The sequence below is a fragment of the Morganella psychrotolerans genome (genome assembly GCF_001676155.1).
Taxonomy (GTDB): Bacteria; Pseudomonadota; Gammaproteobacteria; order Enterobacterales; family Enterobacteriaceae; genus Morganella; species Morganella psychrotolerans.
This window is the reverse complement of record NZ_LZEW01000001.1, coordinates 54,695-74,022: the sequence shown is the minus strand read 5'-3', so window position 1 is coordinate 74,022 and position 19,328 is coordinate 54,695. Positions and strand designations below refer to the sequence as shown.

At 49.9% G+C, this 19,328-nt stretch carries 20 protein-coding genes; 8 read left to right on the top strand and 12 right to left on the bottom strand.

Going from position 1 to position 19,328, the window contains the following annotated elements:
• The first annotated feature begins 13 nt into the window (after nt 1–13).
• The 7 genes from AYY16_RS20685 (at nt 14) to yacG (ending at nt 4,531) form a co-directional block, all read left to right on the top strand.
• On the top strand, nt 14–406 hold the full coding sequence (locus AYY16_RS20685) for a hypothetical protein (RefSeq protein WP_235846173.1): 393 nt from the start codon (nt 14–16) through the stop codon (nt 404–406).
• Nucleotides 348–1,586: an ATPase, T2SS/T4P/T4SS family gene (locus tag AYY16_RS00300; RefSeq protein ID WP_235846172.1), complete on the top strand. Its 1,239-nt coding sequence runs from the start codon at nt 348–350 to the stop codon at nt 1,584–1,586. Before AYY16_RS20685 ends, AYY16_RS00300 begins: the two co-directional genes overlap by 59 nt.
• A 27-nt stretch (nt 1,587–1,613) precedes the next feature.
• Complete coding sequence (locus AYY16_RS00295; RefSeq protein WP_235846171.1) at nt 1,614–2,438, top strand: type II secretion system F family protein; 825 nt, start codon at nt 1,614–1,616, stop codon at nt 2,436–2,438.
• Nucleotides 2,426–2,713, top strand: a complete 288-nt coding sequence (locus AYY16_RS20680) for a type II secretion system F family protein (protein WP_328585657.1) — start codon at nt 2,426–2,428, stop codon at nt 2,711–2,713. Before AYY16_RS00295 ends, AYY16_RS20680 begins: the two co-directional genes overlap by 13 nt.
• 231 nt (nt 2,714–2,944) lie before the next feature.
• The gene (coaE, locus tag AYY16_RS00290; RefSeq protein ID WP_067360554.1) at nt 2,945–3,550 is read left to right on the top strand and encodes a dephospho-CoA kinase; all 606 of its coding nucleotides are present in this window, start codon (nt 2,945–2,947) and stop codon (nt 3,548–3,550) included.
• 8 nt (nt 3,551–3,558) lie between these two features.
• Entirely contained in the window at nt 3,559–4,311 is a 753-nt protein-coding gene (zapD, locus tag AYY16_RS00285; RefSeq protein ID WP_067360551.1) for a cell division protein ZapD, read from the top strand.
• 13 nt (nt 4,312–4,324) lie between these two features.
• Entirely contained in the window at nt 4,325–4,531 is a 207-nt protein-coding gene (yacG, locus tag AYY16_RS00280; protein ID WP_067360548.1) for a DNA gyrase inhibitor YacG, read from the top strand.
• Between the two features lie 58 nt (nt 4,532–4,589).
• On the opposite strand, the gene mutT is transcribed toward yacG, so the two are convergent.
• From mutT to secM, 3 genes are all read right to left on the bottom strand, one after another.
• Nucleotides 4,590–4,982 carry an 8-oxo-dGTP diphosphatase MutT gene (gene mutT / locus AYY16_RS00275; protein WP_067360545.1) on the bottom strand — a complete coding sequence of 131 codons (393 nt, stop codon included), beginning with the start codon at nt 4,980–4,982 and terminating at the stop codon, nt 4,590–4,592.
• A gap of 76 nt (nt 4,983–5,058) precedes the next feature.
• Nucleotides 5,059–7,770, bottom strand: a complete 2,712-nt coding sequence (secA, locus tag AYY16_RS00270) for a preprotein translocase subunit SecA (protein WP_067360542.1) — start codon at nt 7,768–7,770, stop codon at nt 5,059–5,061.
• A gap of 82 nt (nt 7,771–7,852) precedes the next feature.
• On the bottom strand, nt 7,853–8,365 hold the full coding sequence (gene secM, locus AYY16_RS00265; protein ID WP_082970644.1) for a secA translation cis-regulator SecM: 513 nt from the start codon (nt 8,363–8,365) through the stop codon (nt 7,853–7,855).
• A gap of 33 nt (nt 8,366–8,398) precedes the next feature.
• On the opposite strand from secM, the gene AYY16_RS00260 reads away from it, so the two are divergent.
• Nucleotides 8,399–8,926 carry a DUF721 domain-containing protein gene (locus AYY16_RS00260; RefSeq protein WP_067360539.1) on the top strand — a complete coding sequence of 176 codons (528 nt, stop codon included), beginning with the start codon at nt 8,399–8,401 and terminating at the stop codon, nt 8,924–8,926.
• A 75-nt stretch (nt 8,927–9,001) separates the two neighbouring features.
• Here the strand turns inward: AYY16_RS00260 and lpxC are convergent, their stop codons facing one another.
• The 9 genes from lpxC to murD form a co-directional block, all read right to left on the bottom strand.
• Nucleotides 9,002–9,919, bottom strand: coding sequence for a UDP-3-O-acyl-N-acetylglucosamine deacetylase (lpxC, locus tag AYY16_RS00255; protein WP_067360536.1), 918 nt, complete (start codon nt 9,917–9,919; stop codon nt 9,002–9,004).
• A 100-nt stretch (nt 9,920–10,019) separates the two neighbouring features.
• Complete coding sequence (gene ftsZ, locus AYY16_RS00250) at nt 10,020–11,177, bottom strand: cell division protein FtsZ (protein WP_067360533.1); 1,158 nt, start codon at nt 11,175–11,177, stop codon at nt 10,020–10,022.
• Between the two features lie 70 nt (nt 11,178–11,247).
• Nucleotides 11,248–12,504 (bottom strand): cell division protein FtsA, encoded by a 1,257-nt coding sequence (ftsA, locus tag AYY16_RS00245; RefSeq protein WP_067360529.1) that lies wholly within the window; start codon nt 12,502–12,504, stop codon nt 11,248–11,250.
• The gene (gene ftsQ / locus AYY16_RS00240; RefSeq protein WP_067360526.1) at nt 12,485–13,336 is read right to left on the bottom strand and encodes a cell division protein FtsQ; all 852 of its coding nucleotides are present in this window, start codon (nt 13,334–13,336) and stop codon (nt 12,485–12,487) included. Before ftsQ ends, ftsA begins: the two co-directional genes overlap by 20 nt.
• A gap of 1 nt (nt 13,337) precedes the next feature.
• Entirely contained in the window at nt 13,338–14,255 is a 918-nt protein-coding gene (locus tag AYY16_RS00235) for a D-alanine--D-alanine ligase (RefSeq protein WP_067360523.1), read from the bottom strand.
• A gap of 2 nt (nt 14,256–14,257) precedes the next feature.
• Nucleotides 14,258–15,724 (bottom strand): UDP-N-acetylmuramate--L-alanine ligase, encoded by a 1,467-nt coding sequence (murC, locus tag AYY16_RS00230; RefSeq protein ID WP_067360520.1) that lies wholly within the window; start codon nt 15,722–15,724, stop codon nt 14,258–14,260.
• Between the two features lie 25 nt (nt 15,725–15,749).
• Entirely contained in the window at nt 15,750–16,823 is a 1,074-nt protein-coding gene (gene murG / locus AYY16_RS00225; RefSeq protein ID WP_067360517.1) for an undecaprenyldiphospho-muramoylpentapeptide beta-N-acetylglucosaminyltransferase, read from the bottom strand.
• Entirely contained in the window at nt 16,820–18,013 is a 1,194-nt protein-coding gene (gene ftsW / locus AYY16_RS00220; protein ID WP_067360514.1) for a cell division protein FtsW, read from the bottom strand. The genes murG and ftsW overlap by 4 nt, the downstream gene beginning before the upstream one ends.
• Entirely contained in the window at nt 18,010–19,326 is a 1,317-nt protein-coding gene (gene murD / locus AYY16_RS00215) for a UDP-N-acetylmuramoyl-L-alanine--D-glutamate ligase (RefSeq protein ID WP_067360510.1), read from the bottom strand. Before murD ends, ftsW begins: the two co-directional genes overlap by 4 nt.
• Nucleotides 19,327–19,328 lie beyond the last annotated feature (2 nt).

Genomic DNA, 19,328 nt, shown 5'->3' with positions numbered 1-19,328 from the left:
AAAGGAATTCATTATGCAACCGGGTACTGTATCTCCCGTTACCCACTTGTACGGGGAAGACCAGCTTTTATTTGCTGAGGTTCATGCTCTCTGTGAACGGAATGAGCTGATGCTGATTGACTATAATCCGGATGCGGTCCGGATAGCCGCCGCACAACAACCCCGCAGGGATGTTGTTTCCGCCATCCGTTTTCTTGCGGGGAAACGCGTTGATATTGAATTATGGCACAGTGAAAAACTGGCCTATTGCCGGCAGAATACACCATTGCCGGAACCGGTACTTTTTCCGGGCGTATCACCGGGGCCCAGTTCTCCGGCAAACCGGCTCCGGTCACAAGCGGCACCCGTTGCTGCGTTGTCATCCACCGCAGGCTCACCATCAGCAGAGCCAGCCCCCCCGGACTGATGCAGATTATTATCCCGCAGAGCAGCAATCTGCGGCAGTCCGGTTTGTGAATCAGCTGATAACACATGCCATTGCCAAACGGGCCTCTGATATCCATATAGAACCAATACATCAAGGTTACCGGATCCGCGCGCGGATAGACGGACAACTGCATACACTGAACTCACCACCGCCGGAAATCAGCAGTGAAATATCTATAAGACTGAAAATTATTGCAGGTCTTGATATTGCCGAAAAAAGGTTACCCCAGGATGGTCAGTTTGAATGGCTGGAAAGGGATGTCCGTTATGCCGTGCGTATCGCCACACTGCCGACTATCTATGGTGAAAAAATCGTACTTCGTCTGCTGAGCACCTCACAAAACCTGGCGCTGGAAAAATCCGGGCTGACCGCGACACAGTTGACAACACTTCACACGCAGTTGAATGGTTCTCAGGGAATTATTCTGCTGACAGGCCCGACCGGTAGCGGTAAAACCGCCACACTTTATGGCTGCCTGCAATATCTGAATCAAAACAACCGGAATATCTGCAGTGTTGAGGACCCGGTGGAAATTCCGCTGCGGGGTATAACGCAGACACAAATCAATCCGAAAATTGAACTGGGTTTTGCCACTATACTGCGCGCACTTCTGCGTCAGGACCCTGATGTCATCATGGTTGGTGAGATAAGGGATAAAGCCACCGCAGAGATGGCGATTAAAGCGGCTCATACCGGGCACCTTGTACTGTCCACACTGCATACCAATTCTCCGGAAGACACCTTTTCCCGTTTACAACAACTGGGTATTGATGACTATTTTATCCGGACCTGCATCAAACTGGTTATCGCCCAGCGATTAGTCAGAGTTCTGTGCCCGCACTGCAAAACACCGGTATCAGAACCGGTGCCCGTAACACGGCACAACGGGGAAATCCGTAATATTACTGTGTGGCAGGCAAACGGATGCGGGGACTGTTTTTCCGGTTTTTACGGGCGTACCGCCTGCTTTGCCTTTCTGGCACCGGAAGATAACCCGCCCGCAGGGAGAACCATGTTTTACGCGCGGGAACCGGAATGTACTGAGAATATATCCCCCGCTCTCCGCACCACGCCTGACTCCCTGTTTGATGCAGGTATCAAACTGGCGGAGGCAGGCATAACCACACTCAGTGAAATTCATTATATGCAGGATATCTGAGGAGACCTGACAAACAGGAGTGATGCTATGCGTATTTTCCGGCTTTATCACTGGTCCGGTCTGACACAACTTAATCAGATCCTGTCCGGTACTATTCTTTCCCGTACAGAAAATGAAGCCATGCACCAGTTAATTTCGCAGAGTATCACACCTGTTTCACTCCGCTGCCACAGCCGTCTGGCATATTCACACAAAGAAAAATTGTATTTACCGCATTTCACACAGCAACTGGCAACATTACTTATTTCCGGGTTGCCGCTGTTACGGGCGCTGGTATTACTTCACAATGAATGTCGGCTTCCGCTCTGGAAACAGGTTATTGATGATCTTACCCGGCAATTACAACAGGGGAAAACATTCACTCAGGGAGTCAGTCTGTATCCTGATATATTTAATTCTTTTTATTGTCAGATGATTACTGTCGGTGAAGAAACAGGTAAATTACCTGAATGTTTACACCATATTTCAAAGCATATTCATGATCAGCAACATCACCGCACATCACTAATAACAGCAATCCGCTATCCTGTTACCTTATTAATCGTCAGCACACTTATGGTTACACTTATGTTTCTCTTTGTTATTCCTGAATTCGCACAAATATATCAGTCATTTAATGCCGAGCTACCTCTGTTGACCCGACAATTAATTCTTATTTCTGAAACAATTACTGACTACGCATTACTCCTTTCAGGTTTACTTATTATTATTTTATCCATTTATCGGGTATTACGAAAGAAATTTACATATATAAAAATAAAAGAGTCCCGCTGTTTTTTTATCTGCTCCATTTTTTTGGAAATATTATTATTTATACTCAAACCGCACAAATATTTCAGATGCTGGCAATAACACAACGTGCCGGAATTACGCTGATAGCGGGTATGGATACCCTGATTATGACTACTGAACACCCGCTTTACAAACAAGCCTTAACCACAATCAGAGCTGAATTGCTGAGAGGGCAATCATTCAGTAAATCAATTAAACAGTCCGGGCTATTTCCTGAATTATGCTGTGAATTCATTGCTACCGGTGAAGCAACCGGAAAATTTGATCATTTCTTTACCTATACATCAGATTGGTTTAAATCTCTCGCCTTAAATCAAATTCAACATTTTTTTTAAGATACTTAAACCTGCTTTATTTTTTTCTGCTGGCAATTATCGTCGCTCTCTTATTAATTTCCATGTATTTACCACTATTCAAACTAGGTGAAATTTTAGTCTGAACAAACTATTGTGAATTATTAAATATCAATCCTGTGAAATACATCTGTATTAATTTATTTTTACCATAGGCGAAATTAAATTCATCAGGTACAATTTATCTATAGTTGCAATCAATACAGGAACACAATGGCTTATATCGTTGCGTTAACCGGTGGGATCGGAAGCGGAAAAAGTACCGTTGCCGATATATTTTCCCGTCTCGGCGTCCCCGTCATTGATGCGGACATTATTGCCCGCCGGGTCGTTGAACCCGGAACGTCTGCTTTACAGGCCATAGCCCGGCACTTTGGTCATGACATACTGACTGCGGATAATCATCTCGACAGAGCGGCCCTGCGCCGGAAAATTTTTGATAATCCGGCAGATAAAACATGGATTAACCAGTTGCTGCACCCGCTAATCCATCAGGAAACACAGCAGCAGTTACATAATGTCACTGCACCCTATGCCCTCTGGGTTGTACCTTTGCTGGCTGAAAATAACTTAGCGCCACTTGCTGACCGTGTACTGGTTGTGGATGTATACCCACACGAGCAAATAGCCCGGACAATGCGCCGTGATGCCGTCACCGCAGAGCTTGCTGAAAAAATGTTGCAGGCACAGGCATCCCGGGAACAACGCCTGGCGATTGCTGACGACATACTGACGAATCATGATAATGATGATTCCCTGATGCCCCGCGTCTGCGCATTACATGAACAATATTTAGCTTTGGCCCGTCAGCCAAAATAGGGATCACTATGAATGAAACTTGTCAGTCAGTCATTTTTGAACATCCGTTAAACGAACGAACCCGTTCATGGCTGCGTATCGAAACGTCACTGCAACAGATGCATACACTGACACCACTGGATTCGCTCCCCGCCAGCCTCGCCTTTTTTCGCGCTGCCGCTGAATTTATTGAAGTGACCGATCGCGGGGAAGTCCGCTCCGAAATATTAAAAGAACTGGAAAAACAGCAGAAGAAACTCATGAAGTGGGCCGAAGCACCTAATGCTGATCCGGCGCTTATTCAGGGTTTATCTGATGATTTAAAACAACAGTCCGCTGCACTGAGCAACGCCCCCCGCATAGCACAACACCTGAAAGACGATAAAATTATTGCTATCGTCCGCCAGCGGCTGAGTATCCCGGGTGGCTGCTGTGGTTTTGATTTACCCTACCTTCATTTGTGGCTTAATTTATCACAGGATGTGCGGGACACCACTCTCAGCGGCTGGCTGGAAGGCTTACAGCCACTGAAGAACGCACTCGGCAGCCTGTTGACACTGCTGCGCCAGTCCGCCCGTTTCAATGCGGTCGAAAGTCATAACGGGTTTTATCAGGATAATGCGGAAGGTGCGGATTTACTGCGCCTGCGTATTCCGGTGGACTACCGGATCTACCCTCAGGTTTCAGGACATAAATCGCGATTTGCAATACGTTTTCTGCATATGGACAGCGAACACGGTATAATACCAACTCAGTTACCGTTTGAAATCGCCTGTTGTTAAAAGGAAATCCTTTATGTCTGAAGCCATCATTGTCAATTGCCCCACCTGTAAAAAAGAGGTGGTCTGGGAGCCGGAGAGTGCTTATCGTCCATTTTGCTGCAAACGCTGCCAGTTAATTGATTTAGGGGAATGGGCGGCAGAAGAGAAGCGGATAGCGAGTCAGAGTGATCTTTCTGATACTGAAGCCTGGAGTGAACCGGAAGATACATCTCCGTACTGAGCCCGGCGGGCGGCTGTTCAACAGCCGCCATCACCGGTCTGTAATACAGTTAAACGTGTTATTTCGTCAGCAATGCCACAATACCGCGGTTAGCCGGCGGAAACTCATCTGCAATAAGATCCTGCTGTTTTACCCAGCGTGTTGCCTGCCCTTCCCGTCCGTATGGTGTATTCTGCCACTCTTCAACCAGAAAAAAATAAATCGTTATCAGACGCTCAGGAAATTCGTGCTCTGCTGTCTGTAACCGAACACCCGGTGTTGCAATAATGCCCAGCTCTTCATCCAATTCACGGACAAGTGCCTGTTCCGGTGACTCACCGTCTTCCAGCTTACCACCGGGAAATTCCCAGTATCCGCCCATGTGTGAATCAGCCGGACGCTGAGCAATAAAAATATCACCTTCCGGGTTACGGATAACACCGGCGGCAATGAATAAGTGCTGTTTTTCCATGATTACCAATCCATTTTACTGACATAAAAAAGACGGGTTTCCCCGTCTTCCTGTTTTAACTTTTACCGGGATCTGATTATTTCAGCGCACCGTGGCATTGCTTATATTTCTTACCTGATCCACAAGGGCATGGGTCGTTGCGACCTACTTTACGGACTCCGGAGGCAACTTCTGCTTCCTCTTTTGTCATCAGTGCCGCATTGTCATTTCCGTGGCTGAATTGCTGGCGCTGTGCCAGACGTTCTGCTTCCTCACGGCGGCGCTGCTCCAGAACTTCCACTTCTTCCGGCATGCGAACCTGAACTTTGGAAATCGTACTGACGACTTCATATTTCAGTGCTTCTAACATGTTAGAGAACATAGAGAATGATTCACGCTTATATTCCTGCTTAGGATCTTTCTGCGCATAACCACGCAGGTGGATACCCTGGCGCAGGTAATCCATCGCCGCCAGATGCTCTTTCCACAGTGTATCCAGGGTTTGCAGCATCACGCCTTTCTCAAAGTGGCGCATCATCTCTGCACCCACAACCTCTTCTTTCGCCTTGTATACCTCAGCAGCTTGTTCAAGGATACGCTCACGTAATGTTTCTTCGTGCAGCTCAGGCTCTTTATCCAGCCATTCTTTGATTGGCAGATGTAAATCAAAATCCTGTTCCAGACGTTTTTCCAGCCCTTCGATATCCCACATTTCTTCCAGAGACTGCGGCGGAATATAAGAATCAAGCACTGTTGTATAGACATCACCACGGATGCTGTCGATAGTTTCGCTGATGTCCTGACTGTCCAGCAGATCATTACGCTGGGTATAAATGGCACGGCGCTGGTCACTTGCCACATCATCGTATTCAAGAAGTTGTTTACGGATGTCAAAGTTACGGCTTTCCACTTTACGCTGTGCGTTGGCGATAGCTTTTGTCACCCAAGGATGCTCAATTGCCTCACCTTCTTTCATTCCCAGTTTACGCATCATGCCGGTAACGCGGTCTGACGCAAAAATACGCATCAGTGAATCTTCCATGGAGAGATAAAAACGGGATGAGCCCGCATCCCCCTGACGACCGGAACGACCACGCAACTGGTTATCGATACGACGTGATTCATGGCGCTCAGTACCGATGATATGCAGACCACCGGAAACCAGTACTTCATCATGACGCGCCTGCCATTGCGCTTTTGCAGCAGCAATATTCTCTTCTGTCGGCTCATCCAGTGCATTAAGATCGGCCTGCAAGCTACCGCCCAGCACGATATCCGTACCACGACCTGCCATATTGGTGGCGATGGTGACGTGACCGGCACGACCGGCCTGTTCAACAATATCTGCTTCCATAGCATGGAATTTAGCGTTCAGTACGCTGTGTTCAATTTTCGCTTTTTTCAGTGCATTAGAAATAAGCTCTGATTTTTCGATAGAGATAGTACCGACCAGTACCGGCTGCCCGCCTGCTGTGCGCTCACGGATATCCTCAATAATGGCGGCAAATTTATCCGCTTCATTCATATAAACCAGATCCGGTAAATCTTTACGGATCATAGGACGGTTTGTCGGAATAACAATGGTATCGAGTTTATAAATTGAACTGAATTCAAAGGCTTCCGTATCCGCTGTACCGGTCATACCGGCCAGTTTGGTGTATAAACGGAAATAGTTCTGGAATGTAATCGACGCCAGGGTCTGGTTTTCATTCTGAATATCCACCCCTTCTTTCGCTTCCACTGCCTGATGCAGACCATCAGACCAGCGGCGACCCTGCATGGTACGTCCGGTGTGTTCATCAACGATGATAACTTCACCTTCGCTGACAATATAATCCACATCGCGGACAAACAGAGAGTGCGCACGCAGACCGGCCATTACATGGTGCATCAGCATAATATTGGCCGGTGAGTAAAGGGATTCCCCTTCATTCATCAGACCTGCTTCTGACAGTAATTCTTCCACCAGCACCAGACCGCGTTCAGTCAGTGTGACCTGGCGGCTTTTCTCATCCACAGAGAAGTGACCTTCACCTTTAAATGTGTCTGAGTCGTCTTTTTCCTGGCGCACAAGGTGCGGGATCAGTTTATCGACTTTCATATACAGCTCAGAGCTGTCTTCTGCCGGACCGGAGATAATCAGCGGGGTACGCGCTTCATCGATTAAGATGGAGTCAACCTCATCCACCAGCGCATAATTCAGTTTGCGCTGAACACGCTCTTCCGGGCTGAACGCCATGTTGTCACGCAGGTAGTCAAAACCGTACTCATTATTAGTACCGTAAGTAATATCTGCTGCATAGGCTTCACGTTTTGCTACAGCCGGCATATTCGGCAGGTTAATACCAACCGTCATCCCTAAAAATTCAAACAGCGGACGGTTATTTTCGGCATCGCGCTGTGCCAGATAGTCATTCACGGTGACGACATGAACCCCTTTGCCGGACAGTGCATTGAGATAGGCAGGCAGTGTTGCGGTCAGGGTTTTACCCTCACCTGTACGCATTTCTGCAATGCAACGCTCATTCAGAACCATACCGCCGACTAACTGCACATCAAAGTGACGCATACCGAATACACGTTTACTGGCTTCACGCACAGTGGCAAACGCTTCCGGTAAAATACTCTCTTCTGATTCGCCTTTTTCAAGACGCGCACGGAATTCCTGTGTTTTTGCTTTTAATTCGTCATCACTGAGTTTTTCGAACTCAGGTTCCATACGGGTTATTGCTTCAACTGATTTACGCAGGCGGCGTAAAGTACGGTCATTACGGCTACCGAAGATTTTGGTCAGTAATTTAACTAGCATATTTAAACATCTCTGTTCAGGCTCAATCAGGCCCGGTAAATAAAATGGTTGGGTATATATAGAAAGAATGTAAAAAAGGGAATTATGCTGATTGTGCAGGGCCTGCGCGGATCCCGCCCGTACGGGCTATCCACTGAACAGAAAAAGAAGGAACCGGGTTATCGGCAAGGATTTCCTGTGGCATAACTGCCGGATGGTAAACAGGCAGCGCCGGGGATTTGGTTAAAATAGCGTGCAGTGCCGCCAGCATATTCTGAGCAGAAGCGGAGTGGCGGTTTTTTACCGGAGAATTATCTTCAGATGCATCTTCCGGTCCGGAAAAGGCAAACGAGATCTGACGGATAGCATTGCGCACTGCATGCTGTTGCCAGTAATTAACACTCTGTGATGTTCTCGCCGGTGATGAGGTTTGCAGAAAAATACTGTCAAAGACGGATAATGCCTGGCTCTGGCGGTTTTGTGTTGTCCCGGCACCGGCTGTGGTAACATCACCACCAGTCAGTACAGCAGGCAGGCCAAAACCGGTCGCCACGATCCCTATAAAGAGATGGCACCAGAAATAACGCCTGCCAAGTTGCCGCCAAAGATTTAAAATAGTGTTTCCCTCACGAGATCCGGAGTATATGTGATGCGCGATAGTCAGCCAGTTTCCCTTGAAAGCCTGTTTGAAAAAGGCACTCAGGATAATAATACGCTTAAAAGTATTCAACAGCGCGCGGTCACTTTACTGAAACTCAACCGTACAGTAATTGCGCTTTTACCTGCTCAACTGCAACCACAATGCCGTGTTGCTAATTATCGCAAACAACTGTTAATACTGGAAGTGGCGAATGCAAGCTGGATGACCCGCCTGCGTTACGAACTTCCCGCGCTGCGTTCCGCATTACGTCAGCAGATTTTACCATCATTATCGTCCATCGACATCAAAATCAACCCGTCATTGATGAAATCAGAGTCAATATCATCATCAACCGGAGAAAAAAACAGCAGTTTGCAGGGTGGAAGCGGAAAAAGAGAGGAACCGGGGCGTCAGTTAAGTACTGAAAGTGCCAATGCACTGAAAGCGCTGGCGCAGAGAAGCCCGGAAAAACTGAGGAAAAGACTGGAAAGATTAGCTGCACTGGCCGGAGAGAGTACCGGTGCAGCTGATAAATAGACGGTTATTTAGTTAATAACGTCAGTGACAAGAGTGTCAGTGTAAGAGCAACAAGTTGTGGTGCCATTACACTGATTATGCCAGTACGGTTGACGGCGCACGGAATGCAACCGGCATCTGAGCTTCGTCTTCAAATGTGACGAGTTCCCAGGCACTTTCTTTTGCCAGAACAGCCTGCAATAACTTGTTGTTCAGTGCATGACCGGATTTGAATGCGGTAAACGCACCAATGATATTATGGCCGCACATAAACAGGTCACCAATTGCATCCAGCATTTTGTGACGAACAAATTCGTCTTCAAAACGCAGCCCGTCTTCGTTCAGTACGCGGTAATCGTCAACAACGATTGCGCAATCAAAACTTCCGCCCAGGCATAACCCTTTGGACTGGAGGTATTCGATATCCCGCATAAAGCCGAAAGTACGCGCACGGCTGATGTCTTTCACAAAGTTTTCCGCGGAAAAATTCATCGCGTAACGCTGTGTGCTGGCATCAATCGCCGGATGGTTAAAGTCGATTGTGAAATCTAAGCTGAATCCGTTGAACGGAGAGAGCTCAGCCCACTTATCGCCATCTTCAATACGGACGGTTTCTTTCAGACGCAGGAATTTCTTGGCGCTGTTCAGCTCCTCGATACCCGCATCCAGTAACAGAAACACAAACGGACTCGCGCTGCCATCCATAATAGGAATTTCAGCCGCGTCGACTTCGATAACAATGTTATCAATGCCAAGCCCCGCAAGTGCTGCATTTAAATGTTCAACCGTGGATATACGTACATTGTCTTCATTTACAAGACACGTACATAACATCGTATCACGCACGGATTTCGCATCTGCCGGAAAATCGACAGGCGGATTAAGATCAGTACGGCGATAGATGACCCCGGTGTTTGCCGCAGCCGGACGCATTGTCAGCGTAACTTTTTTGCCGGTATGTAAACCTACACCCGTAGCCTGAACAATACGCTTTAATGTTCTTTGTTTGATCATCGTGTCTGTCTCGTTTGATTAACTGTCTCACCTGCTATTATAAACTAACAGCAGGGGAGATAGTTTAGCACAAAAAGCGGAGATGCAAACCTTTTCGCAATTAATCAGCCTGTTTACGTAAAAAGGCAGGAATATCTAAATAGTCCGGCTCTTTATTACTTTGCACTGATGAATCGTTTACAACCTGTGCGACGGATTTGCTTTCATCCATTGTTGTCATGCTGTTTTGCATCTGAGCATAACGATGTTCCATGTTGTTGGTCTGGACAGCTTTATTGGTTACCAGCGTAATTTCAGGACGCTTGTCCATGCCGATACCCGTTGCCACCACAGTCACACGCAGTTCATCGTTCATTTCAGGATCCAAAGATGTCCCGATTACCACGGTCGCGTTATCAGATGCGAATGCACGGATAGTATTACCCACCGTTTCAAACTCATCCAGACGCAGGTCAAAGCCCGCCGTGATGTTAACCAGCACACCACGCGCACCTGACAGGTCAATATCTTCCAGAAGCGGACTGGAGATCGCCATTTCAGCGGCCTCTTCAGCACGGTCTTCACCGCGTGCCGCACCGGAACCCATCATTGCATAACCCATTTCTGACATTACCGTGCGGACATCCGCAAAGTCAACGTTCATCAGACCCGGGCGGGTAATCAGTTCTGCAATACCCTGCACTGCGCCACGTAATACATCATTCGCTGCACCAAATGCATCCAGCAGTGAAATACCACGACCCAGCACTTTCAGCAGTTTGTCATTCGGGATGGTAATCAGTGAGTCAACGTGTTTGGATAACTCGGTGATCCCCAGCTCAGCAAACGCCATGCGCTTTTTACCTTCGAAGTTGAACGGCTTGGTCACGACCGCAACGGTCAGAATACCCAGCTCTTTTGCAACTTCAGCCACAACCGGTGCAGCACCTGTTCCTGTACCACCGCCCATACCTGCTGCGATAAATACCATATCTGCGCCATCCAGGGCGCTGCGCAGAGCTTCACGATCTTCTTCTGCTGCATTACGGCCGACTTCCGGATTAGCACCGGCGCCCAGCCCTTTGGTAATCCCGTTACCAATCTGAATAGTCTGCCCGACGGCGGTTTTACGAAGCGCCTGAGCGTCCGTATTCACAGCGAAGAACTCAACGCCTTCAATGCGTTCGCGGACCATGTGCTCAACAGCGTTACCGCCGCCCCCACCGACGCCGATGACTTTAATCACCGCATCGTTGGTCAATTCCATCGGTTCAAACATAATCTCTCTCCGTTTTGTGCCTTTCTTTAATAGCGGCAATAGCGGCTATTATCGCCAGCCTTAATGCAAATTAAAATTCTTTTCTGAGCCAGCCCGTTAATTTTTTAAACCAACTGCCAACCGAGGCACGTTTTTCCGTCTCGGTATCGCCGACCAGGTGAGATTCTTTTCCGTAATGCAGTAACCCTACCGCTGTAGAATAATACGGTTCCTGCGCATAATCCGTTAAGCCGGTTATATTCAGCGGTTGTCCGATACGAACCTGCGTATGGAAAACCCGCTGGGCGCACTCAACTAATCCGTTAATCTGAGCCGCACCACCTGTCAGCACGATACCAGCGGCCAAATGGTGTTTGACACCCTGCTGACGTAATTGTTCCTGTACTTTCAAAATTTCATCATTAACCAGATTGAGTAATTCCGTATAACGCGGCTCAATCACTTCAGCTAATGTCTGACGCTGGAGACTGCGCGGCGGACGCCCGCCGACACTCGGGACTTCCAGCGTTTCATCTTTACTGACCAGCGCCCCTAACGCACAGCCGTGGCGGACTTTGATCGCTTCTGCATCATTCGGCGGTGTGCCGAATGCGTAAGCGATATCCCCGGTCACCACATTCCCTGCATAAGGGATAACTTTGGTGTGACGTAAAGCACCACCGGTGTAAATTGCAATATCCATTGTGCCACCGCCGATATCGACCACACAGACGCCCAGCTCACGCTCATCTTCTGTCAGCACGGCAAAGCTTGATGCCAGTCCGGCAAAAATCAGCTGATCCACTTTCAGTCCGCAACGTTCAACGGCTTTCACAATATTCTTTGCCATATCATTATGACAGGTAATCAAATGGACTTTCGCCTGCATCCGTACGCCGGATAATCCGACCGGATTTTTAATACCTTCCTGATAATCGATGGCGTATTCCTGCGGGATAACATGCAGGACACGGTGATCATCACGGACACGGACAGATTTTGCCGTATGCACGACATTTTCCACATCTTCCTGTGTCACTTCTTCTTCTGAAATCGGCACCATACCGATTTCGTTCTGGCAACTGATGTGCTTACCGGACAGCGCCAGGTAGACAGACGAAATCTGGCAGTCGGCCATCAGTTCTGCCTGGTCGATGGTGCGCTGAACGCATTTCACCACCGACTCCAAATCATTGACGCCGCCTTTATCCATGCCGCGTGACGGGCAGTTTCCCGCCCCGATAATGTTCACCACACCGTCCGGCAGAATTTCACCAACAAGCGCAGATACTTTGGCGGTGCCTATTTCAAGGCCGACGACTAATTTTCTATCCGTTGCTTTTATCATTGTTATTCTGCCTGCCTTCTTTACCTGTAAAGTCCTGATTTCCGTTTGCGAAAGGATCGATCTGTAATGGTGCCCAGCCAACCGCAGCGCCGCTGTCATAGCGGAGATCGACATAATCGACCCGTTTGTCCTGAACCTGGGTCAGCGTCGGATACAGCTCAATAAACCGTCGTAACCGCCCTTCTGTATCCAGGCGCCCCAGTTCAACCCGGATATCATTATCCAGAACCAACTGCCAGGCATGGCGTGGTGACATTGAGGCTGATTTCAGCTTCAGTTGCGCGCCCGCCAGTTGCTGCGCTATCTCACGATACCCTTTCAATACATCCTTTTCACTGCCCTGTGCCCCGTACAGCATGGGAAAGGATTCTTTTTCAGTCAGTTGCACCGGCAGGCTGAAAACCCGTCCGGCGTCATCTATCATCTGGGCGTCGTTCCAACGTGCATAAGGCACATACTCCACCAGATGTATTTTCAGTTCGTCAGGCCACTGCTTACGCACAGTCACCTGACGTAACCACGGGATCCGCTCCAGTTGCTGCTGCACTTCACTGACATCCAGTGTCATGAAGGTGCCGGGCGTCCCGAGGGATAATACCGCTTTGCGCACATCATCATTTTTCGTGTAATGCCGCTCACCGGTTAAAACCAGTTTTGACATAGGCAGACGGTCTGCATCTTTCATCCAGTTCAGCACCATCAGACCGCCCCAGACCAGTGTTCCCAATACAATCAGGAAAAACAACAGGCCGGAGAGATAAGTGCCGTTACTGGGACGTGAACCGTCGAACTCCGGCTCCGGTTCACGCATATTCAGTGCAGCCTGTGACATATCAGTCCGCCAGTGCCAGGACGTTGGCAACAAACACGGAGAAACTCATGCCTGCCTCGCGTGCCGCCTGCGGCACTAAACTGTGGTTAGTCATACCCGGTGAGGTATTGACTTCCAGCAGATAAAATTGTCCGTCACTGTCGAGCATAACATCCACGCGTCCCCAACCTTCACAGCCGACAGCTTTATACGCTGCTTTTGCCAGGTCGCGGATTTCAGTTTCCCGCGCGCCTTCAAGACCCGGACAGAAATACTGCGTGTCATCCGAGATATATTTGGCTTCATAATCATAAAAAACAGCAGCAGGCTGAATGCGGATAGACGGCAGCATTTGCTCACCGAGAAAACCGACGGTAAATTCCGGGCCGCTCAGCCATTTTTCAATCAGTACGTCTTTGTCATGTTTGAATGCCAGTTCCAGTGCCGGACGCAATGCCTGCGCGCTGTCTACTTTGGACATACCCACGCTGGAGCCTTCCAGGCTTGGTTTTACAATGACAGGAAAACCTAAAGGTGCAACACCCTGCTGTAATTCATCATCACTGATAACCGCAAAACGGGCAGCATTGATGGCAAAATAAGGTGCGATCGGCAGACCGGCTCCCGCCCACAGTTGCTTGGTGCGCAGTTTATCCATTGAGAGTGCGGACGCCATGACACCACTGCCGGTGTAAGGAATACCGAGTTGTTCCAGACAGCCCTGTAATGTACCGTCTTCACCACCGCGGCCATGCAGCGCAATAAATACACGGGTGAAACCATCTTCTTTCAGACGGGTAACCGCGTACTCTTTTGTATCCACACCAAACGCATTAATACCGGCTTCTTTTAACCCGGCAAGTACAGCGGCACCCGACGCCAGGGAAACTTCACGCTCTGCGGATGTACCGCCCATCAGTACCGCGACTTTATCAGTCATTCTTAGTTATCCTCACTCAAAACCGGCCGCAATTTTGTGTCAGCCAATGTACGCGCTATTTTACCGATATTTCCGGCGCCCTGAACCAGTATTAAATCATTATCTTCAAGAACCTGTGCTAATACGGATGAAATTTTGCCGGGATCGGTGGCTAAAATAGGATCCAGCTTGCCGCGCTGACGAATTGTCCGGCACAATGAGCGGCTGTCTGCGCCCGGAATAGCAGGTTCACCGGCAGAATACACATCCAGCATCAGCAGAACATCCACCTGATCCAGCGTATTAGCAAAATCTTCGTATAAATCACGCGTACGGGTATAACGGTGTGGCTGGAAAATCATCACAATGCGTTTATCCGGCCAGCCTGCGCGTGCAGCTTTAATGGTTGCATCAACTTCTGTCGGGTGATGTCCGTAGTCATCCACCAGCATCACACTGCCCGGTTTTTGATTAACGTGTTCCAGCGGGAAATTCCCGAGGAAATCAAACCGGCGCCCGGTTCCCTGGAATTCACGCAGTGATGCAAGGATATCGTCATCAGCAATGCCTTCCTCGGACGCCACGGCGATCGCGGCAGTCGCGTTCAGCACATTATGACGACCCGGTGCATTCAGTTCCACATGCAAATCAGGCATGTTTTCACGATAAACCGTGAAGAAACACTGAGCGCCGCGCTGTTCAAAATTACCGATTCGTACATCAGCATCTTCATGAAAACCATAGGTAATCACATAACGTCCGATTCGCGGAAGAAGCTCACGGATAACCGGGTCATCCATGCACACCACCGCAAGACCGTAGAATGGCAGGTTGTGCAGAAATGTAATGAACGTATCTTTCAGCGTTTCAAAATCGCCGTGATAGGTGTCCATGTGATCCGGTTCAATATTAGTAACAACAGCCACCATCGGTTGCAGATGCAGGAAAGAGGCATCGCTTTCATCTGCTTCCGCGATCAGGTAACGGCTTGATCCCAGACGCGCATGCACACCGGCAGCTTTAACCAGTCCGCCGTTAACAAAAGTCGGGTCCAGACCACCGCGTCCGTAAATACCGGAGATCATCGCAGTAGTTGTGGTTTTGCCGTGAGTCCCGGCAATTGCCACGCCGTGACGGAACCGCATCAGTTCTGCCAGCATTTCCGCGCGGCGGATAACCGGAATACGAGCTTCACGCGCCGCGACAAGTTCAGGGTTATCCTGTGAAATCGCCGTGGAGACAACAACAACACTGGCATCTGCAATATTTTCAGGGCGGTGATTAAAGAAAATAGTCGCGCCCAGATAAGTCAGTTGTTTTGTCACTGCATTAGGCGCCAGGTCAGACCCGCTTATCTCATAGCCTTCATTCGCCAGCACTTCCGCTATCCCGCCCATACCGGCGCCGCCGATACCGACAAAGTGGATGCGCCGGACGCGTTTCATTTCCGGGATGAAGGATCGTAATTTCGCCAGTTGCTGTGTATTCACGTTAATTATTCGCTATATCAATTCGTTAGTGTTTTTTTGCAGCCGCAATAATTGCATCTGCCACTCGTTTGGTGGCATCGGTAATGGCCACACTGTTTGCCTGCTCTGCCATTTTCAGCAGGCGCGGTCTGTCCCACTCCTGTAAGTATCCTGCCACCGCCTGCGCCGTAAATGCAGGCTGCTCAAGGATAACCGCGGCACCGGCGTTTTCCAGCGGCAGCGCGTTCCGGTACTGCTGACGATCTTTATGCTGAAACGGCACAAAAACAGCGCCAAGACCCACGGCAGAAATTTCACTGACGGTCAGTGCACCGGAGCGGCAGATAACCACATCCGCCCAGGTATAAGCATCCGCCATATCATCAATAAATTCAGTGACAGTGACATTATCCGCTGAATTGTGTTCGTTATACAGTGCCAGTGTGCTTTCCATACTGCCTTTTCCGGCCTGATGGCGGATACAGACTGCATCACCCATTAATTCCGCCACTTCCGGCACTGTCTGGTTCAGAATTCGTGCGCCCTGACTACCGCCGATCACCAGTATCCGGATTGGTCCTTCGCGCCCGGCAAAGCGTTGCGCAGGTGCCGGCAACACCAGCAGGTCTTCGCGCACAGGATTTCCGACTACCGGCGCGTCCGCAAATGCGCCCGGAAATGCCTGTAACACGGTCGTGGCGATTTTGGATAACCAGCCGTTGGTCAGACCCGCAACACCGTTTTGTTCATGCAGGATAACCGGGATACCGCAGCGCCATGCAGCAACACCACCGGGACCGGAAACAAACCCGCCCATGCCGAGTACAGCATCAGGCTGATAGTCCCGCATAATTTTTTTCGCCTGTTTTATCGCTTTTGCGATGCGAAACGGCGCGGTCAGCATGGCTTTAAGACCTTTGCCACGTAACCCGGTAATTTCAATAAAATCAATATCAATACCGTGTTTCGGCACCAGCTGAGCTTCCATCCGGTCGCGTGTTCCCAACCAGCGGATATCCCAGCCCTGAGTCTGCAAATAGTGCGCAACCGCAAGCCCCGGAAATACATGTCCGCCGCTTCCGCCGGCCATAACCATCAGACGGGGGGCTTTATTACTCATCGCGCTCTCCTTGAGAATGCCTGGGCTTTTGCCAGACGGGTTTCAAAATCAATCCGCAGCAACAACGCGATGGCTACGGTCATAATCACTAAACTGGAGCCACCGTAACTGATAAGCGGCAGTGTCAGCCCTTTGGTCGGCAGCATACCGGAGGCTGCACCCACATTGACCAGTGACTGAAAACTGAACCAGATCCCGATGGCACATGCCAGAAAACCAGCAAAACGCTGGTCAAGCTGCAATGCGCGGCGACCAATCACCATCGCGCGGAACGCAACAAAAAAGACCATCAGCAGCACAAGGATCACGCCCACATACCCCAGTTCTTCCCCGAGGATGGCAAAAATAAAGTCGGTATGCGCTTCCGGCAGGTATTCCATTTTCTGGATGGAGTTACCCAGCCCCTGCCCGAGATAATCACCACGCCCGAACGCCATCAGTGACTGTGTTAACTGATAACCGCTGCCGAACGGATCTTCCCACGGGTCAAGAAAGGAGGTCACACGGCGCATACGGTACGGCTCAGCAATAATCAGCGACACAACGGCTGCCGCGCCAATGCCGATGATAGAGATAAACTGCCACATCTTCGCACCTGCCAGAAACAGCAGCGCCAGTGTGGTGACAAACAGCACCACCACAGTACCTAAGTCCGGCTGTAACAGCAGTAATACCGCCAGTATAAACATCACGCCCATCGGCTTGCAGAATCCCCAGAAATTATTTCTGACCTCTTCCACTTTGCGCACCAGATAGCTTGCCAGATAAACAAACAGCGCCAGTTTGGAGACTTCCGCAGGCTGAATACGCATCGGCCCGATAGCAATCCAGCGCGATGCCCCGTTAACTGAGCTGCCCACGCCGAGCACAATAATCAGCCCGGCGACCGTACCAATCAGCAGTAATGTGCTGTAACGCTGCCACATTTCCAGCGGAAAGCGCATGACGACAACAGCAACAATAAAAGAAAAAATTAAAAACCCGCCGTCACGCTTGGCGAAATAAAACGGATCTTCCGCCAGCCGCTGCCCGACAGGCATTGAGGCGGATGTCACCATCACAAAACCGACCGCCGCCAGCCCCAGAGCAAACCACAGCAATGTCCGGTCGTACATAACAACCGTGCTGAACTCACCGTTTCGTTCGCCGATAAGCCAGTTTTTCAGACGCTGTGATCCGGGAAATTTCATGCACTCAGCTCCTGCGCCAGACGGGTAAATTCGCGCCCGCGCACTTCAAAATTACGGAACTGATCCAGACTGGCACAGGCCGGTGATAACAGCACCATATCGCCCGCCGCCAGCACCGGCGCTAATGTACGCATTGCCTGCTCCATCGTGTCAGTCAGCACAGACACATCCGGGCGCAGTTGCGCCAGTTGTGCGCCGTCACGACCAAAGCAATATAAGCGGATATTATCCCCGCCCAGATACGGCAACAGCGGCGAGAAATCAGCCGATTTTCCGTCACCGCCCAGCAGCAGATGCAGACAGCCATCCACCCGTAATCCGTTCAGTGCGGCTTCCGTACTGCCGACGTTCGTTGCTTTGGAGTCATCAATCCAGCGCACACCTGCCGCTTCATGCACCAGTTGGAAACGGTGCGCCAGCCCGCTGTAGGTGCGCAGTGCCTGCAAAGCCCCTTCACGCGGAATATTCACGGCATCTGCCAGCGCGAGGGCAGCCAGGGCATTACAATAATTGTGCTGCCCGTGCAGGATCATTTCACTGCAATCGAGCAGTTTTTCACCGTGGAAATAGAGCGCCTGCTCTTCAGTATTCAGCCAGTAATCACCGGTATCGCTGCCGAAACTGACATAGTCAGCAGAGTTACAATCACAACCCGGCTGTGTCAGTGCGTCTTCTGCGTTATACACACACACCGGTGCATTATGGTAGACACGCAGTTTTGCCGCGCGATACTGTTCTAATCCCTGCGGGTAACGATCCATATGATCTTCCGTCACATTCAGCACAGTGGCGGCAGCCGCACTCAGGCTGAATGTGGTTTCCAGCTGAAAGCTGGATAACTCAAGCACACACAGGTCATACGCTTCTTTCAGCAGTTCCGGTGCCGGTAAACCGATATTACCGCCGACACCTGTGCGTAACCCGGCACAGCGCCCCATCTCACCAACCAGTGAGGTGACGGTGCTTTTGCCGTTAGAGCCGGTAATCGCCACCACCGGTACTGTTACTTCGCGGGCGAATAATTCAATATCACCGATAATTTCAACACCCGACTGCGCCGCCGCATACAGTTCAGGGGTGCTTACTGCCACACCGGGACTTGCGACAATCAAATCTGCATCCAGCAACCATTGCGGCTCAAAACCCCCGCAGTGACACTCAATGCCGTCCGGCAATTTATCCATGCCGGGCGGGGAAGTGCGGCTGTCCATGACCCGTGGCGTGACGCCGCGCGACATAAAAAAATCCACACAGGAAAGCCCGGTTAAACCGAGCCCGACAATTACAATGTCTTTCCCCTGATAATTCGTCATGA

What these genes read in the sequence shown, in the direction of transcription:
- AYY16_RS20685 (WP_235846173.1), top strand. Translation starts at nt 14, where the DNA reads ATGCAACCGGGTACTGTATCTCCCGTTACCCACTTGTACGGGGAAGAC.
- AYY16_RS00295 (WP_235846171.1), top strand. Translation starts at nt 1,614, where the DNA reads ATGCGTATTTTCCGGCTTTATCACTGGTCCGGTCTGACACAACTTAAT.
- AYY16_RS20680 (WP_328585657.1), top strand. Translation starts at nt 2,426, where the DNA reads ATGCTGGCAATAACACAACGTGCCGGAATTACGCTGATAGCGGGTATG.
- coaE (WP_067360554.1), top strand. Translation starts at nt 2,945, where the DNA reads ATGGCTTATATCGTTGCGTTAACCGGTGGGATCGGAAGCGGAAAAAGT.
- zapD (WP_067360551.1), top strand. Translation starts at nt 3,559, where the DNA reads ATGAATGAAACTTGTCAGTCAGTCATTTTTGAACATCCGTTAAACGAA.
- yacG (WP_067360548.1), top strand. Translation starts at nt 4,325, where the DNA reads ATGTCTGAAGCCATCATTGTCAATTGCCCCACCTGTAAAAAAGAGGTG.
- mutT (WP_067360545.1), bottom strand. Translation starts at nt 4,982, where the DNA reads ATGGAAAAACAGCACTTATTCATTGCCGCCGGTGTTATCCGTAACCCG.
- secA (WP_067360542.1), bottom strand. Translation starts at nt 7,770, where the DNA reads ATGCTAGTTAAATTACTGACCAAAATCTTCGGTAGCCGTAATGACCGT.
- AYY16_RS00260 (WP_067360539.1), top strand. Translation starts at nt 8,399, where the DNA reads ATGCGCGATAGTCAGCCAGTTTCCCTTGAAAGCCTGTTTGAAAAAGGC.
- lpxC (WP_067360536.1), bottom strand. Translation starts at nt 9,919, where the DNA reads ATGATCAAACAAAGAACATTAAAGCGTATTGTTCAGGCTACGGGTGTA.
- ftsZ (WP_067360533.1), bottom strand. Translation starts at nt 11,177, where the DNA reads ATGTTTGAACCGATGGAATTGACCAACGATGCGGTGATTAAAGTCATC.
- ftsA (WP_067360529.1), bottom strand. Translation starts at nt 12,504, where the DNA reads ATGATAAAAGCAACGGATAGAAAATTAGTCGTCGGCCTTGAAATAGGC.
- ftsQ (WP_067360526.1), bottom strand. Translation starts at nt 13,336, where the DNA reads ATGTCACAGGCTGCACTGAATATGCGTGAACCGGAGCCGGAGTTCGAC.
- AYY16_RS00235 (WP_067360523.1), bottom strand. Translation starts at nt 14,255, where the DNA reads ATGACTGATAAAGTCGCGGTACTGATGGGCGGTACATCCGCAGAGCGT.
- murG (WP_067360517.1), bottom strand. Translation starts at nt 16,823, where the DNA reads ATGAGTAATAAAGCCCCCCGTCTGATGGTTATGGCCGGCGGAAGCGGC.
- ftsW (WP_067360514.1), bottom strand. Translation starts at nt 18,013, where the DNA reads ATGAAATTTCCCGGATCACAGCGTCTGAAAAACTGGCTTATCGGCGAA.
- murD (WP_067360510.1), bottom strand. Translation starts at nt 19,326, where the DNA reads ATGACGAATTATCAGGGGAAAGACATTGTAATTGTCGGGCTCGGTTTA.